We start from the raw sequence: 16,515 nt of genomic DNA, 5'->3' as shown, positions 1-16,515 counted from the left end.
CTCACTTCGCGTCATCGCGGCGGTGCCGCGAGGTGAGAGAAACCCACTTCAGGCGGGGAAGGTGGGACGGCGATGCTCAGGGCGCGGATGTCAGTCGGCGACCCGGCCATGACTAGGGTGGCGACATGACCTCGGCCCACTCGGACCCCACCCCCGTCACGGTGCGCGTCCCCGCCAAGGTCAACCTCGAGCTCCTCGTCGGACCCGTGCGCGACGACGGCTTCCACTCGCTCTCGACGGTCTACCAGGCCGTGAACCTCCACGACGACGTCACCGTCGCCCTCGACGAGGACTGGAGCTGCTCGGTGACCGGGCCCTACTCGGACATCGTCCCCATGGACTCGAGCAACCTCGCTCTGCGCGCTGCCCGGCTGCTCGCCGCCGAGGCCGGAGTGGACACCCCCGTGCACGTCTCCGTCGCGAAGTCGATCCCCGTCGCCGGCGGCATGGCGGGCGGGTCGGCCGACGCGGCGGGAGCGCTCGTGGCCTGCGACCGGCTCTGGTCGCTCGGTCTGTCGACCGAGGAGCTGGAGGAGTATGCCGCGGAGCTCGGTTCGGACGTGCCGTTCCTCATCCGTGGTGGCACTGCCGTGGGCAGTGGGCGGGGGGAGCGACTCGCGCCGGTTCTGGCCCGCGGCAGCTACCACTGGGTGTTCGCCATCAGCGACATCGGACTGTCCACGCCCGAGGTCTATGCCGAGTGCGACCGGCTGCGCGGCACCGCGACATCGGCCGGCGTCCAACCGGAGCCGAACTCGGAGCTCATGAGCGCCCTGCGCTCCGGTGACCCGCACATCCTCGCCCCGCAGCTCAACAACGACCTGCAGGACGCCGCGATCTCGCTGCGTCCCGAGCTCGGCGAGCTCCTCGCCAGTGGCATGGAGTTCGGTGCCCTGGGTGGCGTCGTCTCCGGGTCCGGGCCCACGGTCGCCTTCCTCGTCGAGGACGTCGAGTCCGCCATCGACCTCACCGTCGCCCTGACCGCCACCGGTGCTGCACGTGAGGTGCGCAAGGCCATCGGGCCGGTCCACGGCGCCCACGTCATCCCGGCCCGGGTCGACTAGTGGCCGTCCTCATCTCCGTCGAGCGCGCCGCCCTCGCGCTCGGCACCGCCCAGGTGCTCGACGGCGTCTCGCTGGGTGTCTCCGGCGGCGACCGCATCGGCATCGTCGGACGCAACGGTGGCGGCAAGACGACCCTGCTTCGGGTGCTTGCCGGTGAGCGGTCGGTCGACAGCGGCCGAGTGGCTCGTCTCGGCGGCGGCACGGTCGGTGTCCTGACGCAGGACGACACGCTCGACCCGTCGGCAACCGTGCACGAGGTCGTGCTGGGCGACCTCGAGGAGTACGTCTGGGCGGGGGACTCGCGCATCCGCGACGTCCTCACCGGCCTGCTCGGCGGGATCGACGCCCCCGCGCTCGGCGGCCTCGAGTCGACCGTGGGGGGCAAGTCGGGCGGCGAGCGGCGCCGGCTCGCCCTGGCCTCGCTCCTTGTGGACAACCCCGACATCCTGCTTCTCGACGAGCCGACCAACCACCTCGACGTCGAGGGTGTCGCCTGGCTGGCCGACCACCTCGTCAACTACCGCTCCCGGCCCGACAACGCCCTCGTCGCGATCACCCACGACCGCTGGTTCCTCGACGCCGTCGCCACCCGCACGTGGGAGGTCGTCGACGGTCAGGTCAACGGGTTCGATGGCGGCTATGCGGCCTACGTCCTGGCCAAGGCCGAGCGCGAGCGGATGGCCAAGGTCACCGCCGAACGCCGCAGCAACCTGCTGCGCAAGGAGCTCGCGTGGCTGCGTCGCGGGCCGCCGGCGCGCACGTCCAAGCCCAAGTTCCGCATCGACGCCGCCAACGCCCTCATCGAGGACGAGCCGGCGCCGCGCAACGACGTCGAGCTCATGGCGTTCGCGACGAGCCGCCTCGGCAAGGACGTCATCGACCTCCTCGACGCCTCGGTCTCGGTCGGCGACCGCACCCTGCTCGAGCGCATCACGTGGCACCTCGCTCCGGGAGCCCGCATCGGCATCGTCGGCGTCAACGGCTCCGGCAAGTCGACGCTGCTGCGGGCCCTGGCCGGCGAGATCCCGCTGACCGCCGGCAAGCGCAAGGAGGGCCTCACCGTCCGCATCGGGCACCTCACCCAGGACGTGCGCGAGCTCGACCGGCTCAGCGGCAGCCGGGTCATCGACGCCGTGGAGGAGGTCCGCAAGGTCACCATGCTCGGCGGCAAGGAGGTCACGGCGTCCTCGCTGGCCAAGCGTCTGGGCTTCCCCGGGCCGCGGCAGCAGACCCGGGTGGGGGACCTCTCCGGTGGCGAGCGACGCCGGCTGCAGGTGCTGCGCATCCTCATGGACGAGCCCAACGTCCTGCTCCTCGACGAGCCGACCAACGACCTCGACATCGAGACGCTCACCGCGCTCGAGGACGTCCTCGACGGCTGGGCCGGCACGCTGCTGGTCGTCTCGCACGACCGCTACCTCCTCGAGCGCGTGGCCGACCAGCAGGTCGCCCTGCTCGGTGACGGTCACGTGCGCCAGCTGCCCGGCGGTGTCGAGGAGTACCTGCGGTTGCGCGCCACCGTCACCCCCACCGTCACCGCCTCGCCCTCGCAACGTCTGCGCGAAGGGTCGCCAGAGCAGCCGTCGACCCAGTCGCAAGGGGCTATGGGTGGGCCGACGGCGAGCCCGGCGGAGCTGCGCGAGGCCCGCAAGGTCATGAGCCGCGTCGAGAAGCAGCTGTCCAAGCTGGCGACCCGCGAGGAGCGCATCCATGCGGCGATGGCCGAGCACGCGGCCGACCATGCCAAGGTGCTCGAGCTCAACCAGGAGCTGCGCGAGGTCGTCGACGAGCGCGAGGTCCTCGAGCTCGAGTGGCTCGAGGCCGCAGACACCCTTGAGCCCTGACCAGTTCTCGCCCGACGAATTGCCCGTTTGGCCAGTTCCGGGGAACACGCACGTTCGCTGGAAGGCGCCAGACGGGCAATCAGTCGGGGGCCTCGAAGGGGGTGAGGAGGACGCGCAGGTGTGCCGCGAGGGAGGTGCGCTCGCCGTGGGGCAGCTCGGCGAGGAGGTCGCGCTCGTGGGCGAGGAGGTCGTCGAGGGCCGCGTCGACCGTCCGCATGCCCGCGGGGGTGAGCCGCACGATGACGCCACGGCGGTCGCGGGGTGCCGGATGGCGCTCGACGAAGCCACGCGCCAGGAGCCGGTCGACGCGGTTGGTCATGGTGCCGCTGGTCACGAGGGTCTCGGTGACCAGCTGGCCGGGGGAGAGCTCGTAGGGAGCCCCGGCGCGGCGCAGGGCGGACAGGACGTCGAACTCCCAGCCGTCGAGCCGGTGCTCGGCGAAGGCCTTGCCGCGCGCGAGGTCGAGGCGGCGTGCGAGGCGGGAGACGCGGCTGAGGATCTCGAGGGGCGCGACGTCGAGCTCGGGACGTTCGCGTCGCCAAGCTGAGACGATACGGTCGACGTCATCCTCGGGCATGAGGGCGACTGTACCCGCGTCAAGTATCTTGACATCAAGATAAGGTGCGGGGAAGTCTTCGGGAGAACCAGCCGCCAGGTCAGCGGAGACCTGCAGGAGGAGCAACGATGCGCGAACAGCCGAGCTGGGACCCCACGGCATACGCACGGTTCGGCGAGCAGCGCAGCCGGCCCTTCGCCGACCTCGTCGCGCAGGTGCGCTGTGACGACCCGGAGCTCGTCGTCGACCTCGGCTGCGGCAACGGACCGGCGACCCTCATGCTGGCGCAGCTCTGGCCGGACGCGCGGGTGGTCGGCATCGACGACGCCGAGTCGATGCTCGAGGCGGCCCGGGCGATGGACACGCAGAGCCGGGTCGAGTGGGTCCAGGCGGACCTCCGGGACTGGGACCCCGCCTCCCTGGGCCAGGCGCCCGACGTCATCATCACGAACTCGACCCTGCAGTGGGTGCCCGGACACCTCGACCTCCTGCCGGTCTGGGTCGAGGCACTGGCGCCCGGTGGGTGGCTCGCCCTGCAGGTCCCCAACAACTTCGACGCCCCGAGCCACGCCCTCATGCGGGAGACGGCCGCGGGCCACGCCCGGGCCAACGAGCTCCTGGCCGCCCTGGACCTGCCGGCCGTGGGGGAGCCCAAGACCTACCTCACCTTCCTCAGCCGCCTCGGCGCGACGGTGGATGCGTGGGAGACGGTCTATGCGCACGTGCTCGACCCCGAGGGCAGCTCGCCGGACCCCGTGCTCGACTGGGTGAGCGCCACCGGCCTGCGCCCGGTCCTCGACATCCTTCTCGAAGGCGAGGAGCGCGAGGCGTTCCTCGAGCCGTATGCCGCAGCGCTGCGTGAGGCCTATCCGCGCAGCGAGGTCGGTGTCCTGTTCCCGTTCCGTCGCGTCTTCGCGGTCGCCCGCAAGGACGAGACCCCGTCATCGCAGGAGGATGCCTCATGACCATCATCGGGCTCCATCACGTGCAGATCGCCTGCCCCGCAGGCTCGGAGGACCTGCTCCGCCACTTCTACGGAGTCGTCTGCGGGATGGCCGAGATCCCCAAGCCGCCGGTCCTCGCAGCGCGCGGCGGGGTGTGGTTCGCCGCCGGTGACCAGCAGCTGCACTGCGGCGTCGAGGAGGGCTTCCTGCCCGCCCTCAAGGCGCACCCGTGCCTGGCCACCGACAACGTCGACGGGCTCGCCGCAGCCATCGCGGGCGTCGGCGCCGTGGTCCTGTGGGACAACTCCATCCCCGGCGTGCGCCGCTTCCACACGACCGACCCCGTGGGCAACCGGGTCGAGTTCCAGCAGGTGCCGAGCCGCAAGGCCGACTTCTACGTCTGACTCCCGCCGGCCCTCAGCCCTGGCAGCGCGTCAGACGTGGGTGATCTGCGGCTTGGCCTCGAGGCCGGTGAGGCCGTTCCACGCCAGGTTGACCAGGGCGGCGGCGACGTCGCGCTTCTTGGCCTTGGGGTTCTCGAGCCACCACTGGCCGGTCAGCGCCACCATGCCCACGAGCATCTGCGCATACATCGGCGCCTGCTTCGGGTCGAGCTCGCGTGAGGTGAACTGCGCCGCGAGCAGGTGCTCGACCTGCGAGGCGACGTCGGACATGAGCGAGGCGAAGTTGCCGGTCTGCTGACCGGGCGGTGAGTCGCGCACGAGGATGCGGAACCCGTCGGTCGACCCCTCGATGTAGTCCAGTAGTGCGGTTGCGGCCCGCTCGAGCAGGGCCCTCGACCCGCCGCCGGAGCTCAGCGCCCCCGCGATCGCCCCGAGCAGAGACTGGATCTCACGGTCGACGACGACGGCATACAGGCCTTCCTTGCCGCCGAAGTGCTCGTAGACCACGGGCTTGGACACCGCCGCAGCACTGGCGATCTCCTCGACCGTCGTGGCCTCGTAGCCCCGCTTGGCGAACTGCTGGCGCCCGATGCCGATGAGCTGCTCGCGCCGTTGCGCGCCCGTCATCCGCCCCCGCGGAGTGCGCGCCTTGGTCACGGCCTCGTCTCGACTCACCTGCGCCATTGTGCCTTGGGGGTGCAGACGTCGCCGACCGGACCGTGCGTGCGGGCGCGCACGGGTCAACTACCCTGTGCGTCGTATGCCGCGTGCTCGCCTCGCGCATCGTTCCCCGGTTGGTCTGCCGGCAGGGCCCGCCTGACTTTGAATCAGGACTAGCGACGTAGGTTCGACTCCTACCCGGGGAGCTCGCGGCTCTGGCGACGTCAGGCCCGGGCCCACGCCTGCGCGTTCAGCGCACGACCGTGTAGCGGCCGCACAGGACCTCGCGGTTTCTCGCCACCTCCTCGAGTCGCAGCTCGACGTGGCGCGGCAGGACGGGCGCGCCGCCTCCCAGCGTGCACCGACAACGGGCGAGGACGGCATACCGGCTCGTCGTCGGTACAGTGGCGCGGTACGCCGCCGCGAACCCCGGGAGTCCCACTCGTGACCACTGCTCGGCCCACCGCTGTCATCATCCTCGCCGCAGGTGAGGGAACCCGGATGAAGTCGGCCACCCCCAAGGTGCTGCACCGGATCGGGGGTCGCAGCCTCGTCGGACACGCCATGGCCGCGGCCCGCGCCACGGACCCCGAGCACCTCGCGGTCGTCGTGCGCCACGAGCGCGACCTCGTCGCCGCGCACATCGCGCAGGTCGACGCCACGGCGACGATCGCCGACCAGGACGAGGTCAAGGGCACCGGTCGCGCGACCGAGTGCGCCCTCGACGCGCTGCCGCGCGACCTCACCGGGACCGTCCTCGTGACCTACGGCGACGTGCCGCTGCTCACGGGCGACACGCTCGTCGAGCTGGTCGCGCGCCACGACGAGTCGGGCAGCGCCGCCACCGTGATCACCGCGCATCTGGACAACCCGCAGGGCTACGGCCGCATCGTGCGCGACACCGACGGCAGCGTCGCCGGCATCGTCGAGCAGAAGGACGCCACCGACGAGCAGCGCGCGATCACCGAGATCAACTCGGGCATCTACGCCTTCGACGTCGCCGTGCTGCGTGAGGCCCTCGGCCAGGTCGGCACGGACAACGCCCAGGGCGAGAAGTACCTCACCGACGTGCTCCGCATCGCCCGAGAGGGTGGCAAGGGCGTGAGCGCCCACGTCATCGACGACCTGTGGCAGACCGAGGGCGTCAACGACCGCGTCCAGCTCGCGACGCTGGGCCGCGAGCTCAACAGGCGCAACAACGAGCGGTGGATGCGCGAGGGCGTGACCATCGTCGACCCCGCCACCACGTGGATCGACGCCGACGTCACCATCGGCCGCGACGCGACGATCCTGCCGAACACGCAGATCCTCGGAGCGACCTCGATCGGCGCCGACGCCCGCATCGGACCCGACACCACGCTCACCGACACCGAGGTGGGTGAGGGCGCCGAGGTCAAGCGCACCGAGGCCAACCTCGCCACGATCGGCGCCCAGGCCACCGTCGGCCCGTTCTCCTACCTGCGCCCCGGCACGATCCTGGGCACCAAGGGCAAGATCGGCGGCTTCGTCGAGACCAAGAACGCCAGGATCGGCGACGGCGCCAAGGTCCCGCACCTCACCTACGCCGGCGACGCCACGATCGGCGACGGCGCCAACATCGGGGCAGGCACGATCTTCGCCAACTACGACGGCGTCACCAAGCACCACACGACCATCGGCAAGAACTCGTTCGTCGGCTCCGACTCGGTGCTCATCGCGCCCGTCGACGTCGCGGACGGCGCCTATGTCGCGGCGGGCAGCGCCCTCACCGGGGACGTCGAGCCGGGCCAGATCGCGGTGGCCCGCGGCCGCCAGAAGAACGTCGACGGGTGGGTCGCCCGGGCCCGCGCCGGAACGGCGACGGCCGCGGCAGCCCAGGCGGCCACCCGGGCGGGCACCCGGCATACGGAAAAAAGCGCGGATCCGGCGACCGGGTCCGACGAAGGCGAGGCCTGAGCATGTCCAAGGAAGACCGCCCGAAGTCGGCCAACATCCGCAAGAAGCCCAAGAAGCAGCTCATGGTCTTCTCGGGGCGCGCGCACCCCGGGCTGGCGCAGGAGATCGCCGCGCTCATCGGCACCGAGCTCGTCCCGACGAGCGCCTACAACTTCGCCAACGGTGAGATCTACGTCCGCTACGAGGAGTCCGTGCGCGGGTCCGACGCGTTCGTCATCCAGAGCCACGCCGCCCCGCTCAACGAGGCGATCATGGAGCACCTCATCATGATCGACGCGCTCAAGCGGGCCAGCGCGAAGCGGATCACCGTCGTCATGCCCTTCTACGGCTACGCCCGCCAGGACAAGAAGCACCGCGGACGTGAGCCGATCTCGGCCCGCCTCGTCGCCGACCTGTTCAAGACCGCCGGCGCCGACCGCCTCATCGCCGTCGACCTGCACACGGACCAGATCCAGGGCTTCTTCGACGGGCCGGTGGACCACCTCATGGCCCAGCCGGTGCTGTCGGACTACGTGTCGGCGAAGTACGGCCACGAGGACCTCGCGGTCGTCTCGCCCGACGCCGGCCGGATCAAGGTCGCCGAGCAGTGGTCCAAGCGTCTCGGTGGGGCGCCGCTGGCGTTCATCCACAAGACGCGCGACATCAACCAGCCCAACCAGGCCGTGGCCAACCGCGTCGTCGGTGAGGTCGCCGGCCGGGTGTGCGTGCTCGTCGACGACATGATCGACACAGGCGGCACGATCGCCAAGGCCGCCGACGCGCTCAGGGCCGACGGCGCCAAGGACGTCATCATCGCCGCCACGCACGCAATCCTCTCGGCGCCGGCGACCGAGCGGCTGCGCGAGTGCGCGGCGCGCGAGGTCATCGTCACCAACACCCTGCCGATCGCGCCGGAGTGCGAGTTCGAGGGGCTGACCGTGCTGTCGATCGCGCCGCTCATCAGCGCTGCGATCAAGGAGGTCTTCGAGGACGGGTCGGTCACGAGCCTCTTCGGCGGCCGCGCCTGACAACCCGCGCGCACGCGCCTCAGCTTTCGCTCCCCGTGCGGGAACGTGAGGAGTCGGGAGGGTTCATTTCCCTCCGCACCCCGATCTTCCCTCCGGTCGACCTCTCGGGTATGCCGTCCGCCCCCCTCCCGGACCGCGCTCGGCCTCGTGCCTCGTGCCTAGTGCTGACGAGCCCGGTATGCCGCGACGTGGGCCCGGTTGGCGCACGTCCCGTCGCAGTAGCGCCGGCTCCGGTTCTTGGTGAGGTCGATGACGACGTCGTCGCAGTCGTCGGCCGCGCACACGCGCAGGCGCTCGGTCTCCCCGGCCCGGATGAGGTCGATGAGCGCCATGGCCGCCTCGACGGCCATGCGCTTGGCGATGGGCTCGTCGTCACGGGTGGCGTGGATGTGCCAGTCGAGGTCGTCGTGCTTGACGAGGCGGGGCAGGGCCTGGTGCTCGGCGAGCAGCTCGTTCACGCCGGACACGAGGTCGTCGACGTCGCGTGACCACAGGTCGAGGAGTCGCGGCCGCAAAGCGTGCACCTCGTCGAGGGCGGCCCGGGTGCGGGGGCGGGGACCGCTCCACTGCCACCCGTCCATGTGGGCCACCAGCGAGTCCACGCTCGGGAGGTCCTCGGCCATGGAGTCGCCGTGACCGGGGGCGGTGTTGATGAGTGACGCCACGTACTGCAGCGCCAGCTCGGTGTCATGGGCAAAAAGCATCTTGACTCCTGACATCGCGAGCCCCTACCGTAAGCCATGTAAGGGGCAATGCCCTACTTTACTCCTGACAGCATGGTGACGTGTGAAGGCTGGAAACCAGAAGGACTCGGCGCGCACCCTGCTGCTCGGGTTCCTGCTCGTGGTGCTGGCCTCAGCAGCGTTCGGCACCTCCGGGGCGTTCGCGAAGTCCCTGCTGCTCGCCGGGTGGACCCCGGCCGGGGTCGTGACCTGGCGCGTGGGCATCGCGGCCGTCCTGCTCGTCCCCGTGGCGGCGTGGTCGATGCGCGGCCGTTGGCACCTCCTGCGCCGCAACGCCGCAGCGGTCCTCGCCTTCGGGCTCGTCGCCGTCGCGGGCTGCCAGTTCGCCTACTTCAACGCCGTCGAGCACCTGTCGGTGGCCGTGGCCCTCCTGCTCGAGTACCTCGGCATCGTCCTCGTCGTTGGGTGGATGTGGGCCCGGCACGGACACCGCCCGTCACGCCTCACCCTCGGCGGGGTGGTCCTGTCGGTCCTCGGGCTGCTCCTCGTCCTCGACGTGCTGTCCGGGGTGGAGGTCAGCTGGGTCGGCGTCATCTGGGGACTGCTCGCCGCGGTCGGCCTCGCCACCTTCTACGTCTCCTCCAGCCACGACCACGACGAGTCGCTGCCTCCGCTGGCGCTGGCCGGCTTCGGACTCGGCGTCGGGGCCGTCGCCCTGGTCGCGGCGAGCACCACCGGGCTCATCGACTACGGCACCGCCCGGTTCGACGTCGCCATCGCCGGCCTCGACGCGCCCTGGTGGGTGCCGGTCGTCGAGCTGGCCGTCGTGGCCGCGGCGATCGCCTATGCCACCGGCGTCATCGGCACCCGGATCGTCGGCGCCACCATCGCCAGCTTCGTCGGGCTCTCCGAGGTCCTGTTCGCCGTCCTGTTCGCCTGGGTCCTGCTCGGTGAGCTGCCCGGCTGGATGCAGCTCGCTGGTGGGCTGCTCATCCTCGGCGGGGTCGTCGCGGTCCGGCTGGGGGAGCGGTCCGACGCAGCACTCGACGTGCCGCAGGACGACACACCGCCGGTGCCGACCAGTGAGAGCGTGCTCGTCGCAGGCGTTGTCGACGGCAGCGTGTAGTCGGGCGGTCGCCCAGCCAGCAGACTGGGTGGACGTCGGCCGAACTCCCAAGGTGAGCGGGCGGCATACGGCCGATTTCCCTGCCCCGCGCCCCGTCACCTAGACTCTCGGGGTTGCCTCGGCGAGGGACGCTGCACCGGCCAGTGATGTTCGGGCCAGAGCGTCCGTGATCGACGCGGTGGCCGCAGATCCTCAGGTCCCCGTGACCGGATGATCCGCGGGCCAGCGCGCCTGTCCGTGCCGTGTCCCGCGTCGAGGCCGCCGCAGGCGTCGACCTTCCCCCGACGTCGTCCCTGACCGATCAGACCTCAAAGTCACCAGGAGTCCACCGTGTCCAACGACACCATCACGCTGCAGGCCGAGGCCCGCACCACCTTCGGCAAGGGCGCTGCCCGCCAGATCCGCCGCGCCCACAAGATCCCCGCGGTCATGTACGGCCACGGCGCCGAGCCCATCCACATCACGCTCGTGGGCCACGACGCCATGATGGCGCTCAAGAACCCGAACGCCCTCCTCACGATCGTCCTCGACGGTGACGAGCAGCTGGCCCTGGCCAAGGACGTCCAGCGCGACCCGATCAAGCCGGTCATCGAGCACATCGACCTCGTCATCGTCCGCAAGGGCGAGAAGGTCACCGTCGACGTCAACGTGCACGTCGAGGGCGAGGCCGCTCCCGAGACCATCGTCAACCTGGACCACTCCAGCCTGCAGCTCGAGGTCCTCGCCACCAACATCCCCGAGTCGGTCACCGTCTCCGTCGAGGGTGTCGAGGCCGGTACGCAGATCCTGGCCGGAGCCGTCGAGCTGCCCGAGGGCGCGACGCTGGTCACCGACCCCGAGGCGCTCGTCGTCAACGTCACCCAGCAGATCTCCGAGGAGGCGCTGGAGGCCGAGCTGGCCGAGGCCGAGGCCGACGCGGGCATCGAGCACGAGGAGTCCGACCAGGAGGCCGCCGAGGGCGAGGCTGCCGAGGGCGCCGCCGCCGAGGGCGACGAGGCCACGTCCGAGGACGCCTGAGTCCCCACGCTCCACCGAACACCGGCAGGCCCGGTCCGTCACCACGACGGACCGGGCCTGCTGCGTGCCCGGCCACCGCGACAGGCGCGGTTGGGATGGGCCGAGGGCGGACGGCATACTCGTGCGGTGTGAGTGAGACGTGGATGGTCATCGGACTGGGCAACCCCGGACCGACGTATGCCGGCAACCGCCACAACGTGGGAGCCATGGTCGTCGACGAGCTGGCGTCTCGGACGAGGAGCCCGCTGCGCGGGCACAAGGCGCGGGCATCGGCGGCGCAGGTGCGGATCGGCACCGGCCCCGGGGGAGTGCCGGGTCCGGCCGCCGTGATCGCCGTGCCGCACAGCTACATGAACGAGTCGGGCGGGCCGGTCAAGGCGCTCATGGGCTTCTTCTCGGTCGAGCCCGACCGGCTCGTCGTCGTCCACGACGAGCTCGACATCCCGGCCGGTGACGTGCGGCTCAAGCTCGGCGGTGGCGAGGGTGGGCACAACGGGCTGAGGTCGATCTCGAAGTCGATCGGCACCCGCGACTACCTGCGGGTGCGGGTGGGCATCGGCCGGCCGCCGGGACGACAGGATGCCGCCGACTTCGTGCTCAAGGACTTCTCGCCGACCGAGCGCAAGGAGCTGCCGTTCCTCCTCGGTGATGCGGCCGACGCGGTCGAGATGCTCGTGACCCAGGGTCTCCTCGACGCGCAGCAGAAGGTGCACGCGCCCCGGTGACAGCCGCTCGTCTCCCCGCATGAGCGAGCAGCCCACTGGCCGTGGGCTTTTGGGCAACGCCGGGGTGGAAGGCGCAGTGGGGGTGTGTCGTTACCCACATGTGCTTGACACTGGCTGATGCGTATGGGTGGCCACTCCTGATCAGGCTGGGGCACGACTTGTCCATCTTTGGGCGTTGCCCCTCCGTCGACCCACCTCGTCCCTAGCGTCTGTGCTTGGGCAAGGACACTCGCCCGCGAAGTGAACCACTGAGGGCCACGGGGTGTGGTGATGGACGACCGTCGCGAAGCAGGGAACGTCGAGGTCGGCACGCTGCTGCCCAGAGTCTCCCGCCGCCTCGAAAGGCCCCAGTTCCGGCCGTGGAGGGGAGGCGCTGCGCGCCCCCAGCCGCTCGTGCGTCCAGCGCTGGAGTGGCCGGCGGCTTATCGCCTGCGGATGGTCATCGGCGACCTGGTCTGTGCCCTGGTGGCCAGTGCCGCCGCCTCGATGTTGAGGGTGGGCGAGCTCCCCAGGGCGTTCGCCGTCGTGGTCGTGATGACTCCCGTGACGTGGACGATGGCCGTGCGCCTGCTGCAGGGCTACCAGGGACGCCACCTGGGCCAGGGCGCCCAGGAGTACCGGTCGGTCCTGTGGGCCGGTGCGGTGCTCCTCGGCGCGGCCGGCTTCACGTCGTACGCGCTCACCCTCGAGCTGGCCCGCGGCTACGTCTTCCTCGTCGTCCCCTGCGTCGTGGTCCTGTCCCTCCTGCTCCGCAAGGGCCTGCGCCTGTGGCTGAGCAGTGCCCGGGCCCACGGCAGGTACCGGCAGCGGACCGTCGTGGTGGGGACGGTGAAGTCGGCAGGGGAGCTGATCCGTGAGCTGCGGCGGTCGCCGTCGAACTCCTTCGAGATCGTCGGCGCGTGCATCGCCGGCGCCAAGCACCTTCCCGTCGTCGAAGGGGTGCCGGTGGCCGGCAGGCCGCGCGACGTGACCCTCGCCGTGGACTTCAGCGATGCGGCGCTCGTCGCCATCAGCGGTCACCCCGGGCTGACCGGCAAGGAGCTGCGCCAGCTCGCGTGGGACCTGGAGGAGCGGCACGTGGACCTCGTGATCTCCCCCGGGATCTTCGAGGTGGCCGGTCCCCGGCTGTCGATCCGCGCCGAGGCCGGGGTCTCGCTCCTGCACCTCGAGCGGCCCGTCCGCTCCGGGTCCCGCCTCATGGTCAAGAGGGTCCAGGACCTCGCTCTCGCCGTCATGCTCAGCCTCGTCCTGCTGCCCATGCTGCTCCTCGTCGCGCTGGCCGTCAGGCTGGACTCCAAGGGGCCGGTCCTGTTCCACCAGAAGCGAATTGGGCAGAGCGGGCAGGAGTTCAGCATCTACAAGTTCCGCACCATGGTGGTCGACGCGGACGCCAGGCTGAGTGCCCTCGCGAGCCTTGGCCACGAGGTCAACTCGGTGCTGTTCAAGAGCCAGCACGACCCGCGCATCACCCGCGTGGGCCGGTGGCTGCGCCGGTTCTCGCTCGACGAGGTACCGCAGCTGCTCAACGTCCTGCGCGGGGAGATGTCGCTGGTGGGCCCGCGCCCCGGGCTCGCCTCGGAGGTCGACCACTACGAGCCCGACGCCATGCGGCGCCTGCGTGTCCGTCCGGGCATGACCGGCCTGTGGCAGGTGAGTGGCCGGGCGACGCTCGACTGGGAGCAGACCGTGCGCCTCGACCTCTGGTACGTCGACAACTGGTCCTCGACGCTGGACCTGCTCATCCTCATCCGCACGGTGCGAGCCGTGCTCGGCGGGCGGGGAGCCTTCTGATGGCGACCGCCCCATGGTTCCGCGCGCCCCTGGCTGGCCCGCGCTCCCACCCAGTACTTCCCGTCGGCGGCGCTCGCCGCCGGTGCGCACACCGCCCCGCTGGGGCATCACAGCCACGGTCATCACAGCCACGGTCGCTGCCGGGCGTCGAGCGAGAGGTGCTCTCATGAAGGTCGTCATCTTCGGTCTGGGATATGTCGGAACCGTCACGGCTGCGGGACTGGCGTCCCGGGGCCACGACGTGGTCGGCGTCGACGTCGACGCCGGCAAGGTCGCCGCGATCAACGGTGGCACCAGTCCCGTCATCGAACCGGGAGTGGACCGCCTCGTCCTCGACGCCGTGCAGGCGGGACGGCTGCACGCCACGACCGACGTCGCCCTGGCCATGGACCACGCCGACCTCTCGCTCGTGTGCGTGGGGACGCCCTCCCGGCCCCGCGGCGACACGGACCTGTCGTTCATCGTCAGAGCCCTCACCGACCTGAGGGAGGCGATGACAGCGGCGCGGCCGCCGGCGTCGGGCTTCCACTCCGTGGTCATCCGCTCCACGGTCCCCCCGGGGACCGGAGCCTCGGTCGTCGAGCCCACCTTCGCGCCGGACGTCCTCCCGGCTGGGTGGTCGGTCGGGACGGCTATGTGCCCCGAGTTCCTGCGCGAGGGCTGCGGGGTGGAGGACTTCTTCGCACCGCCCTTCGTCGTCGTCGGAACCGCTGACGAGCGCACCCGTGAGAGCTGTGAGGAGCTCTTCGGCTTCCTCGACCTGGAACTGCACCACGTCGACGTCGGGACCGCCGAGTCGCTCAAGTACGCCTGCAACGCCTTCCACGCCGTCAAGGTGACCTTCGCGAACGAGATGGGCCGGATCTTCTCCCAGTACGGTGTCGACCCCCGCACCGTCATGCAGCTGTTCTGCGAGGACCACAAGCTCAACATCTCGTCGTCCTACCTGCGCCCCGGGTTCGCGTTCGGCGGCTCGTGCCTGCCCAAGGACGTGCGGGCGCTGCAGAGCATGGCCCGCTCGGTCGGGGTCGACCTGCCACTCGTCAGCTCGACCCTGACGAGCAACGAGCTGACGGTGCGCTCCCTCGTCGACTGCGTCCTCGAGACCGGGTACCGCCGGGTCGCGATCCTCGGGCTGAGCTTCAAGATGAACACCGACGACCTGCGTGAGAGCCCCAACCTGGAGATCGCGGAGCGCTTCGTCGGCAAGGGGCTGGACGTGCGCATCTACGACCCGGTCGTCAACCCCGCCAAGCTCGTGGGCGCCAACCTCCGGCACTTCCAGAGCAAGCTCGCGCACGTCAACCGCCTCCTCGTGGCGAGCCCGGCCCTCGCCCTCGAGGACGCAGAGGTCGCCATCGTCGCCACGTCCGACCCGGCGTGCCTCGAAGCACTGCACAGCGCCGGGCCCGCACTGGTCATCGACATCAACGGCCGTCTCGGCGACGAGGTCGAGCACATCGCGGGCTACCAGGGGGTGAGCTGGTGAGCGGACAGGCACGACCCTCCCGAAGCGAGCGTCCCCGGGTGGTCATCATCGTGCAGAACCTGCCGGTTCCGTTCGACCGCAGGGTGTGGCTCGAGTGCCAGTCGCTCGTCGGCCACGGCTACGACGTCACGGTCGTCTGCCCGCAGGGCGAAGGCACCCGGTCCACGCAGGTGGTGGACGGGGTGCGCATCCTGGCCTACCCGGCATACGCCCCCGGTGGGCGGGCGCTCAGCTACGTCGTCGAGTACGCCTGGTCCTTCCTCGCCACGGCGGGCCTCGTGCTGAGGGCTCGCCGCGACGGCGCGTTCGACGTGATGCAGGCGTGCAACCCACCCGACATCTTCTGGCCGCTCGCCCGCTGGCTCCGTGGTCGTGACGGCACCCGCTTCGTCTTCGACCACCACGACCTGTGCCCGGAGCTGTACCTCTCGCGTTTCGAGGGTCAGCGAGGAGCCCAGTACCGCGGCCTGCTGTTCCTGGAGCGACAGACGTTCCGGACCGCGGACCGGGTCACCTCGACGAACGAGTCGTATGCCGCGATCGCCGGCTCACGTGGCGGCAAGTCCCCCGACGAGGTGACGGTGGTGCGCACCGGTCCCGACCCCGAGGTGCTCCGGCGACGGGAGCCGGTCCCCTCGCTGCGGCGCGGTCGCCCGCACCTGGTCGCCTACCTCGGCGTCATGGGGCCGCAGGACGGGGTGGACCTCGCCCTCGGTGCGGCCGACGTCATCGTGAACCAGATGGGTCGGCAGGACATCTGCTTCACCTTCATGGGCTCGGGCGACAGCCACGCGGAGCTCGTCCGGCGCCGCGACGAGCTCGGCCTCACCGACGCCGTCGAGCTCCCCGGTCGCGTCCCGGACGAGTTCGTGGCCGAGGTGCTGTCCACCGCTGACGTCGGACTGTCCCCGGACCCGCTCAACCCCCTCAACGACGTCTCGACGATGAACAAGACGATGGAGTACATGGCCTTCGGCCTACCGGTGGTCGCGTTCGACCTCAGGGAGACACGCGTCTCCGCTGACGACGCCGCTGTCTACGTGCGACCCAACGACGTCGTCGAGTACGCCCGCGCCGTCGTCGACCTCGTCGACGACCCGGGCCGCCGCGCAGAGATGGGCCGCCGTGGCCGGGAGCGGGTCGAGCAGCACCTGGCCTGGCAGCACCAGCAGCGCGGCTACCTGCGGGTGTTCGACGAGCTGGTGGGCCGAGGCTCACGTGGCGCCGGCGACGCTGCCGACAGCTCCCTCGTGGGCATGGGGGCCTGAGC

16 protein-coding genes and 1 tRNA gene are annotated in these 16,515 nt (G+C 70.9%); 13 read left to right on the top strand and 4 right to left on the bottom strand.

Features of this window, described 5'->3' with window-relative positions; all coding sequences use genetic code 11:
* The first annotated feature begins 125 nt into the window (after positions 1-125).
* Both ASG74_RS03835 and ASG74_RS03830 read left to right on the top strand, forming a co-directional pair.
* Positions 126-1,064, top strand: coding sequence for a 4-(cytidine 5'-diphospho)-2-C-methyl-D-erythritol kinase (locus ASG74_RS03835; protein ID WP_056139103.1), 939 nt, complete (start codon positions 126-128; stop codon positions 1,062-1,064).
* Positions 1,064-2,908, top strand: a complete 1,845-nt coding sequence (locus ASG74_RS03830; RefSeq protein ID WP_056139102.1) for an ABC-F family ATP-binding cassette domain-containing protein — start codon at positions 1,064-1,066, stop codon at positions 2,906-2,908. Before ASG74_RS03835 ends, ASG74_RS03830 begins: the two co-directional genes overlap by 1 nt.
* 79 nt (positions 2,909-2,987) lie before the next feature.
* On the opposite strand, the gene ASG74_RS03825 is transcribed toward ASG74_RS03830, so the two are convergent.
* The gene (locus ASG74_RS03825) at positions 2,988-3,485 is read right to left on the bottom strand and encodes a MarR family winged helix-turn-helix transcriptional regulator (RefSeq protein WP_056139100.1); all 498 of its coding nucleotides are present in this window, start codon (positions 3,483-3,485) and stop codon (positions 2,988-2,990) included.
* A 107-nt stretch (positions 3,486-3,592) separates the two neighbouring features.
* Here ASG74_RS03825 and ASG74_RS03820 point away from each other — a divergent pair, with 107 nt between their 5' ends.
* Positions 3,593-4,429 carry a methyltransferase domain-containing protein gene (locus ASG74_RS03820; RefSeq protein ID WP_056139098.1) on the top strand — a complete coding sequence of 279 codons (837 nt, stop codon included), beginning with the start codon at positions 3,593-3,595 and terminating at the stop codon, positions 4,427-4,429.
* Entirely contained in the window at positions 4,426-4,812 is a 387-nt protein-coding gene (locus ASG74_RS03815) for a glyoxalase (protein ID WP_056139096.1), read from the top strand. Before ASG74_RS03820 ends, ASG74_RS03815 begins: the two co-directional genes overlap by 4 nt.
* Positions 4,813-4,842: 30 nt before the next feature.
* Here ASG74_RS03815 and ASG74_RS03810 read toward each other — a convergent pair whose 3' ends face one another.
* Complete coding sequence (locus tag ASG74_RS03810) at positions 4,843-5,439, bottom strand: TetR/AcrR family transcriptional regulator (RefSeq protein WP_056139094.1); 597 nt, start codon at positions 5,437-5,439, stop codon at positions 4,843-4,845.
* 160 nt (positions 5,440-5,599) lie between these two features.
* On the opposite strand from ASG74_RS03810, the gene ASG74_RS03805 reads away from it, so the two are divergent.
* Positions 5,600-5,678: transfer RNA gene (locus ASG74_RS03805), tRNA-Gln, on the top strand.
* 44 nt (positions 5,679-5,722) lie between these two features.
* Here ASG74_RS03805 and ASG74_RS17385 read toward each other — a convergent pair.
* Positions 5,723-5,914 (bottom strand): hypothetical protein, encoded by a 192-nt coding sequence (locus tag ASG74_RS17385; protein WP_056139092.1) that lies wholly within the window; start codon positions 5,912-5,914, stop codon positions 5,723-5,725.
* 2 nt (positions 5,915-5,916) lie between these two features.
* Here ASG74_RS17385 and glmU point away from each other — a divergent pair, with 2 nt between their 5' ends.
* Entirely contained in the window at positions 5,917-7,407 is a 1,491-nt protein-coding gene (gene glmU, locus ASG74_RS03795; RefSeq protein WP_056139090.1) for a bifunctional UDP-N-acetylglucosamine diphosphorylase/glucosamine-1-phosphate N-acetyltransferase GlmU, read from the top strand.
* A gap of 2 nt (positions 7,408-7,409) precedes the next feature.
* Complete coding sequence (locus tag ASG74_RS03790) at positions 7,410-8,414, top strand: ribose-phosphate diphosphokinase (protein ID WP_056139089.1); 1,005 nt, start codon at positions 7,410-7,412, stop codon at positions 8,412-8,414.
* Between the two features lie 158 nt (positions 8,415-8,572).
* Here ASG74_RS03790 and ASG74_RS03785 read toward each other — a convergent pair whose 3' ends face one another.
* Positions 8,573-9,118 carry a CGNR zinc finger domain-containing protein gene (locus ASG74_RS03785; protein WP_056139086.1) on the bottom strand — a complete coding sequence of 182 codons (546 nt, stop codon included), beginning with the start codon at positions 9,116-9,118 and terminating at the stop codon, positions 8,573-8,575.
* A gap of 82 nt (positions 9,119-9,200) precedes the next feature.
* Here ASG74_RS03785 and ASG74_RS03780 point away from each other — a divergent pair, with 82 nt between their 5' ends.
* The 6 genes from ASG74_RS03780 to ASG74_RS03755 all read left to right on the top strand — a co-directional run bounded on the left by ASG74_RS03780 (position 9,201) and on the right by ASG74_RS03755 (position 16,513).
* Positions 9,201-10,223 carry an EamA family transporter gene (locus ASG74_RS03780; protein ID WP_056139084.1) on the top strand — a complete coding sequence of 341 codons (1,023 nt, stop codon included), beginning with the start codon at positions 9,201-9,203 and terminating at the stop codon, positions 10,221-10,223.
* 330 nt (positions 10,224-10,553) lie between these two features.
* Complete coding sequence (locus tag ASG74_RS03775; protein WP_056139083.1) at positions 10,554-11,240, top strand: 50S ribosomal protein L25/general stress protein Ctc; 687 nt, start codon at positions 10,554-10,556, stop codon at positions 11,238-11,240.
* Positions 11,241-11,383: 143 nt separating this feature from the next.
* On the top strand, positions 11,384-11,965 hold the full coding sequence (pth, locus tag ASG74_RS03770) for an aminoacyl-tRNA hydrolase (protein WP_082569483.1): 582 nt from the start codon (positions 11,384-11,386) through the stop codon (positions 11,963-11,965).
* A gap of 270 nt (positions 11,966-12,235) precedes the next feature.
* The gene (locus ASG74_RS03765) at positions 12,236-13,756 is read left to right on the top strand and encodes a sugar transferase (RefSeq protein ID WP_082569482.1); all 1,521 of its coding nucleotides are present in this window, start codon (positions 12,236-12,238) and stop codon (positions 13,754-13,756) included.
* A 166-nt stretch (positions 13,757-13,922) separates the two neighbouring features.
* A complete protein-coding gene (locus ASG74_RS03760; protein ID WP_056139078.1) occupies positions 13,923-15,245 on the top strand; it encodes a nucleotide sugar dehydrogenase in 1,323 nt (440 codons plus the stop codon).
* Positions 15,242-16,513, top strand: a complete 1,272-nt coding sequence (locus ASG74_RS03755; RefSeq protein WP_056139076.1) for a glycosyltransferase family 4 protein — start codon at positions 15,242-15,244, stop codon at positions 16,511-16,513. The genes ASG74_RS03760 and ASG74_RS03755 overlap by 4 nt, the downstream gene beginning before the upstream one ends.
* Positions 16,514-16,515: the final 2 nt, after the last annotated feature.

The organism is Knoellia sp. Soil729 (genome assembly GCF_001427985.1).
Classification (GTDB): domain Bacteria; phylum Actinomycetota; class Actinomycetes; order Actinomycetales; family Dermatophilaceae; genus Knoellia.
This window is presented reverse-complemented; position numbering and strand designations above follow the sequence as displayed.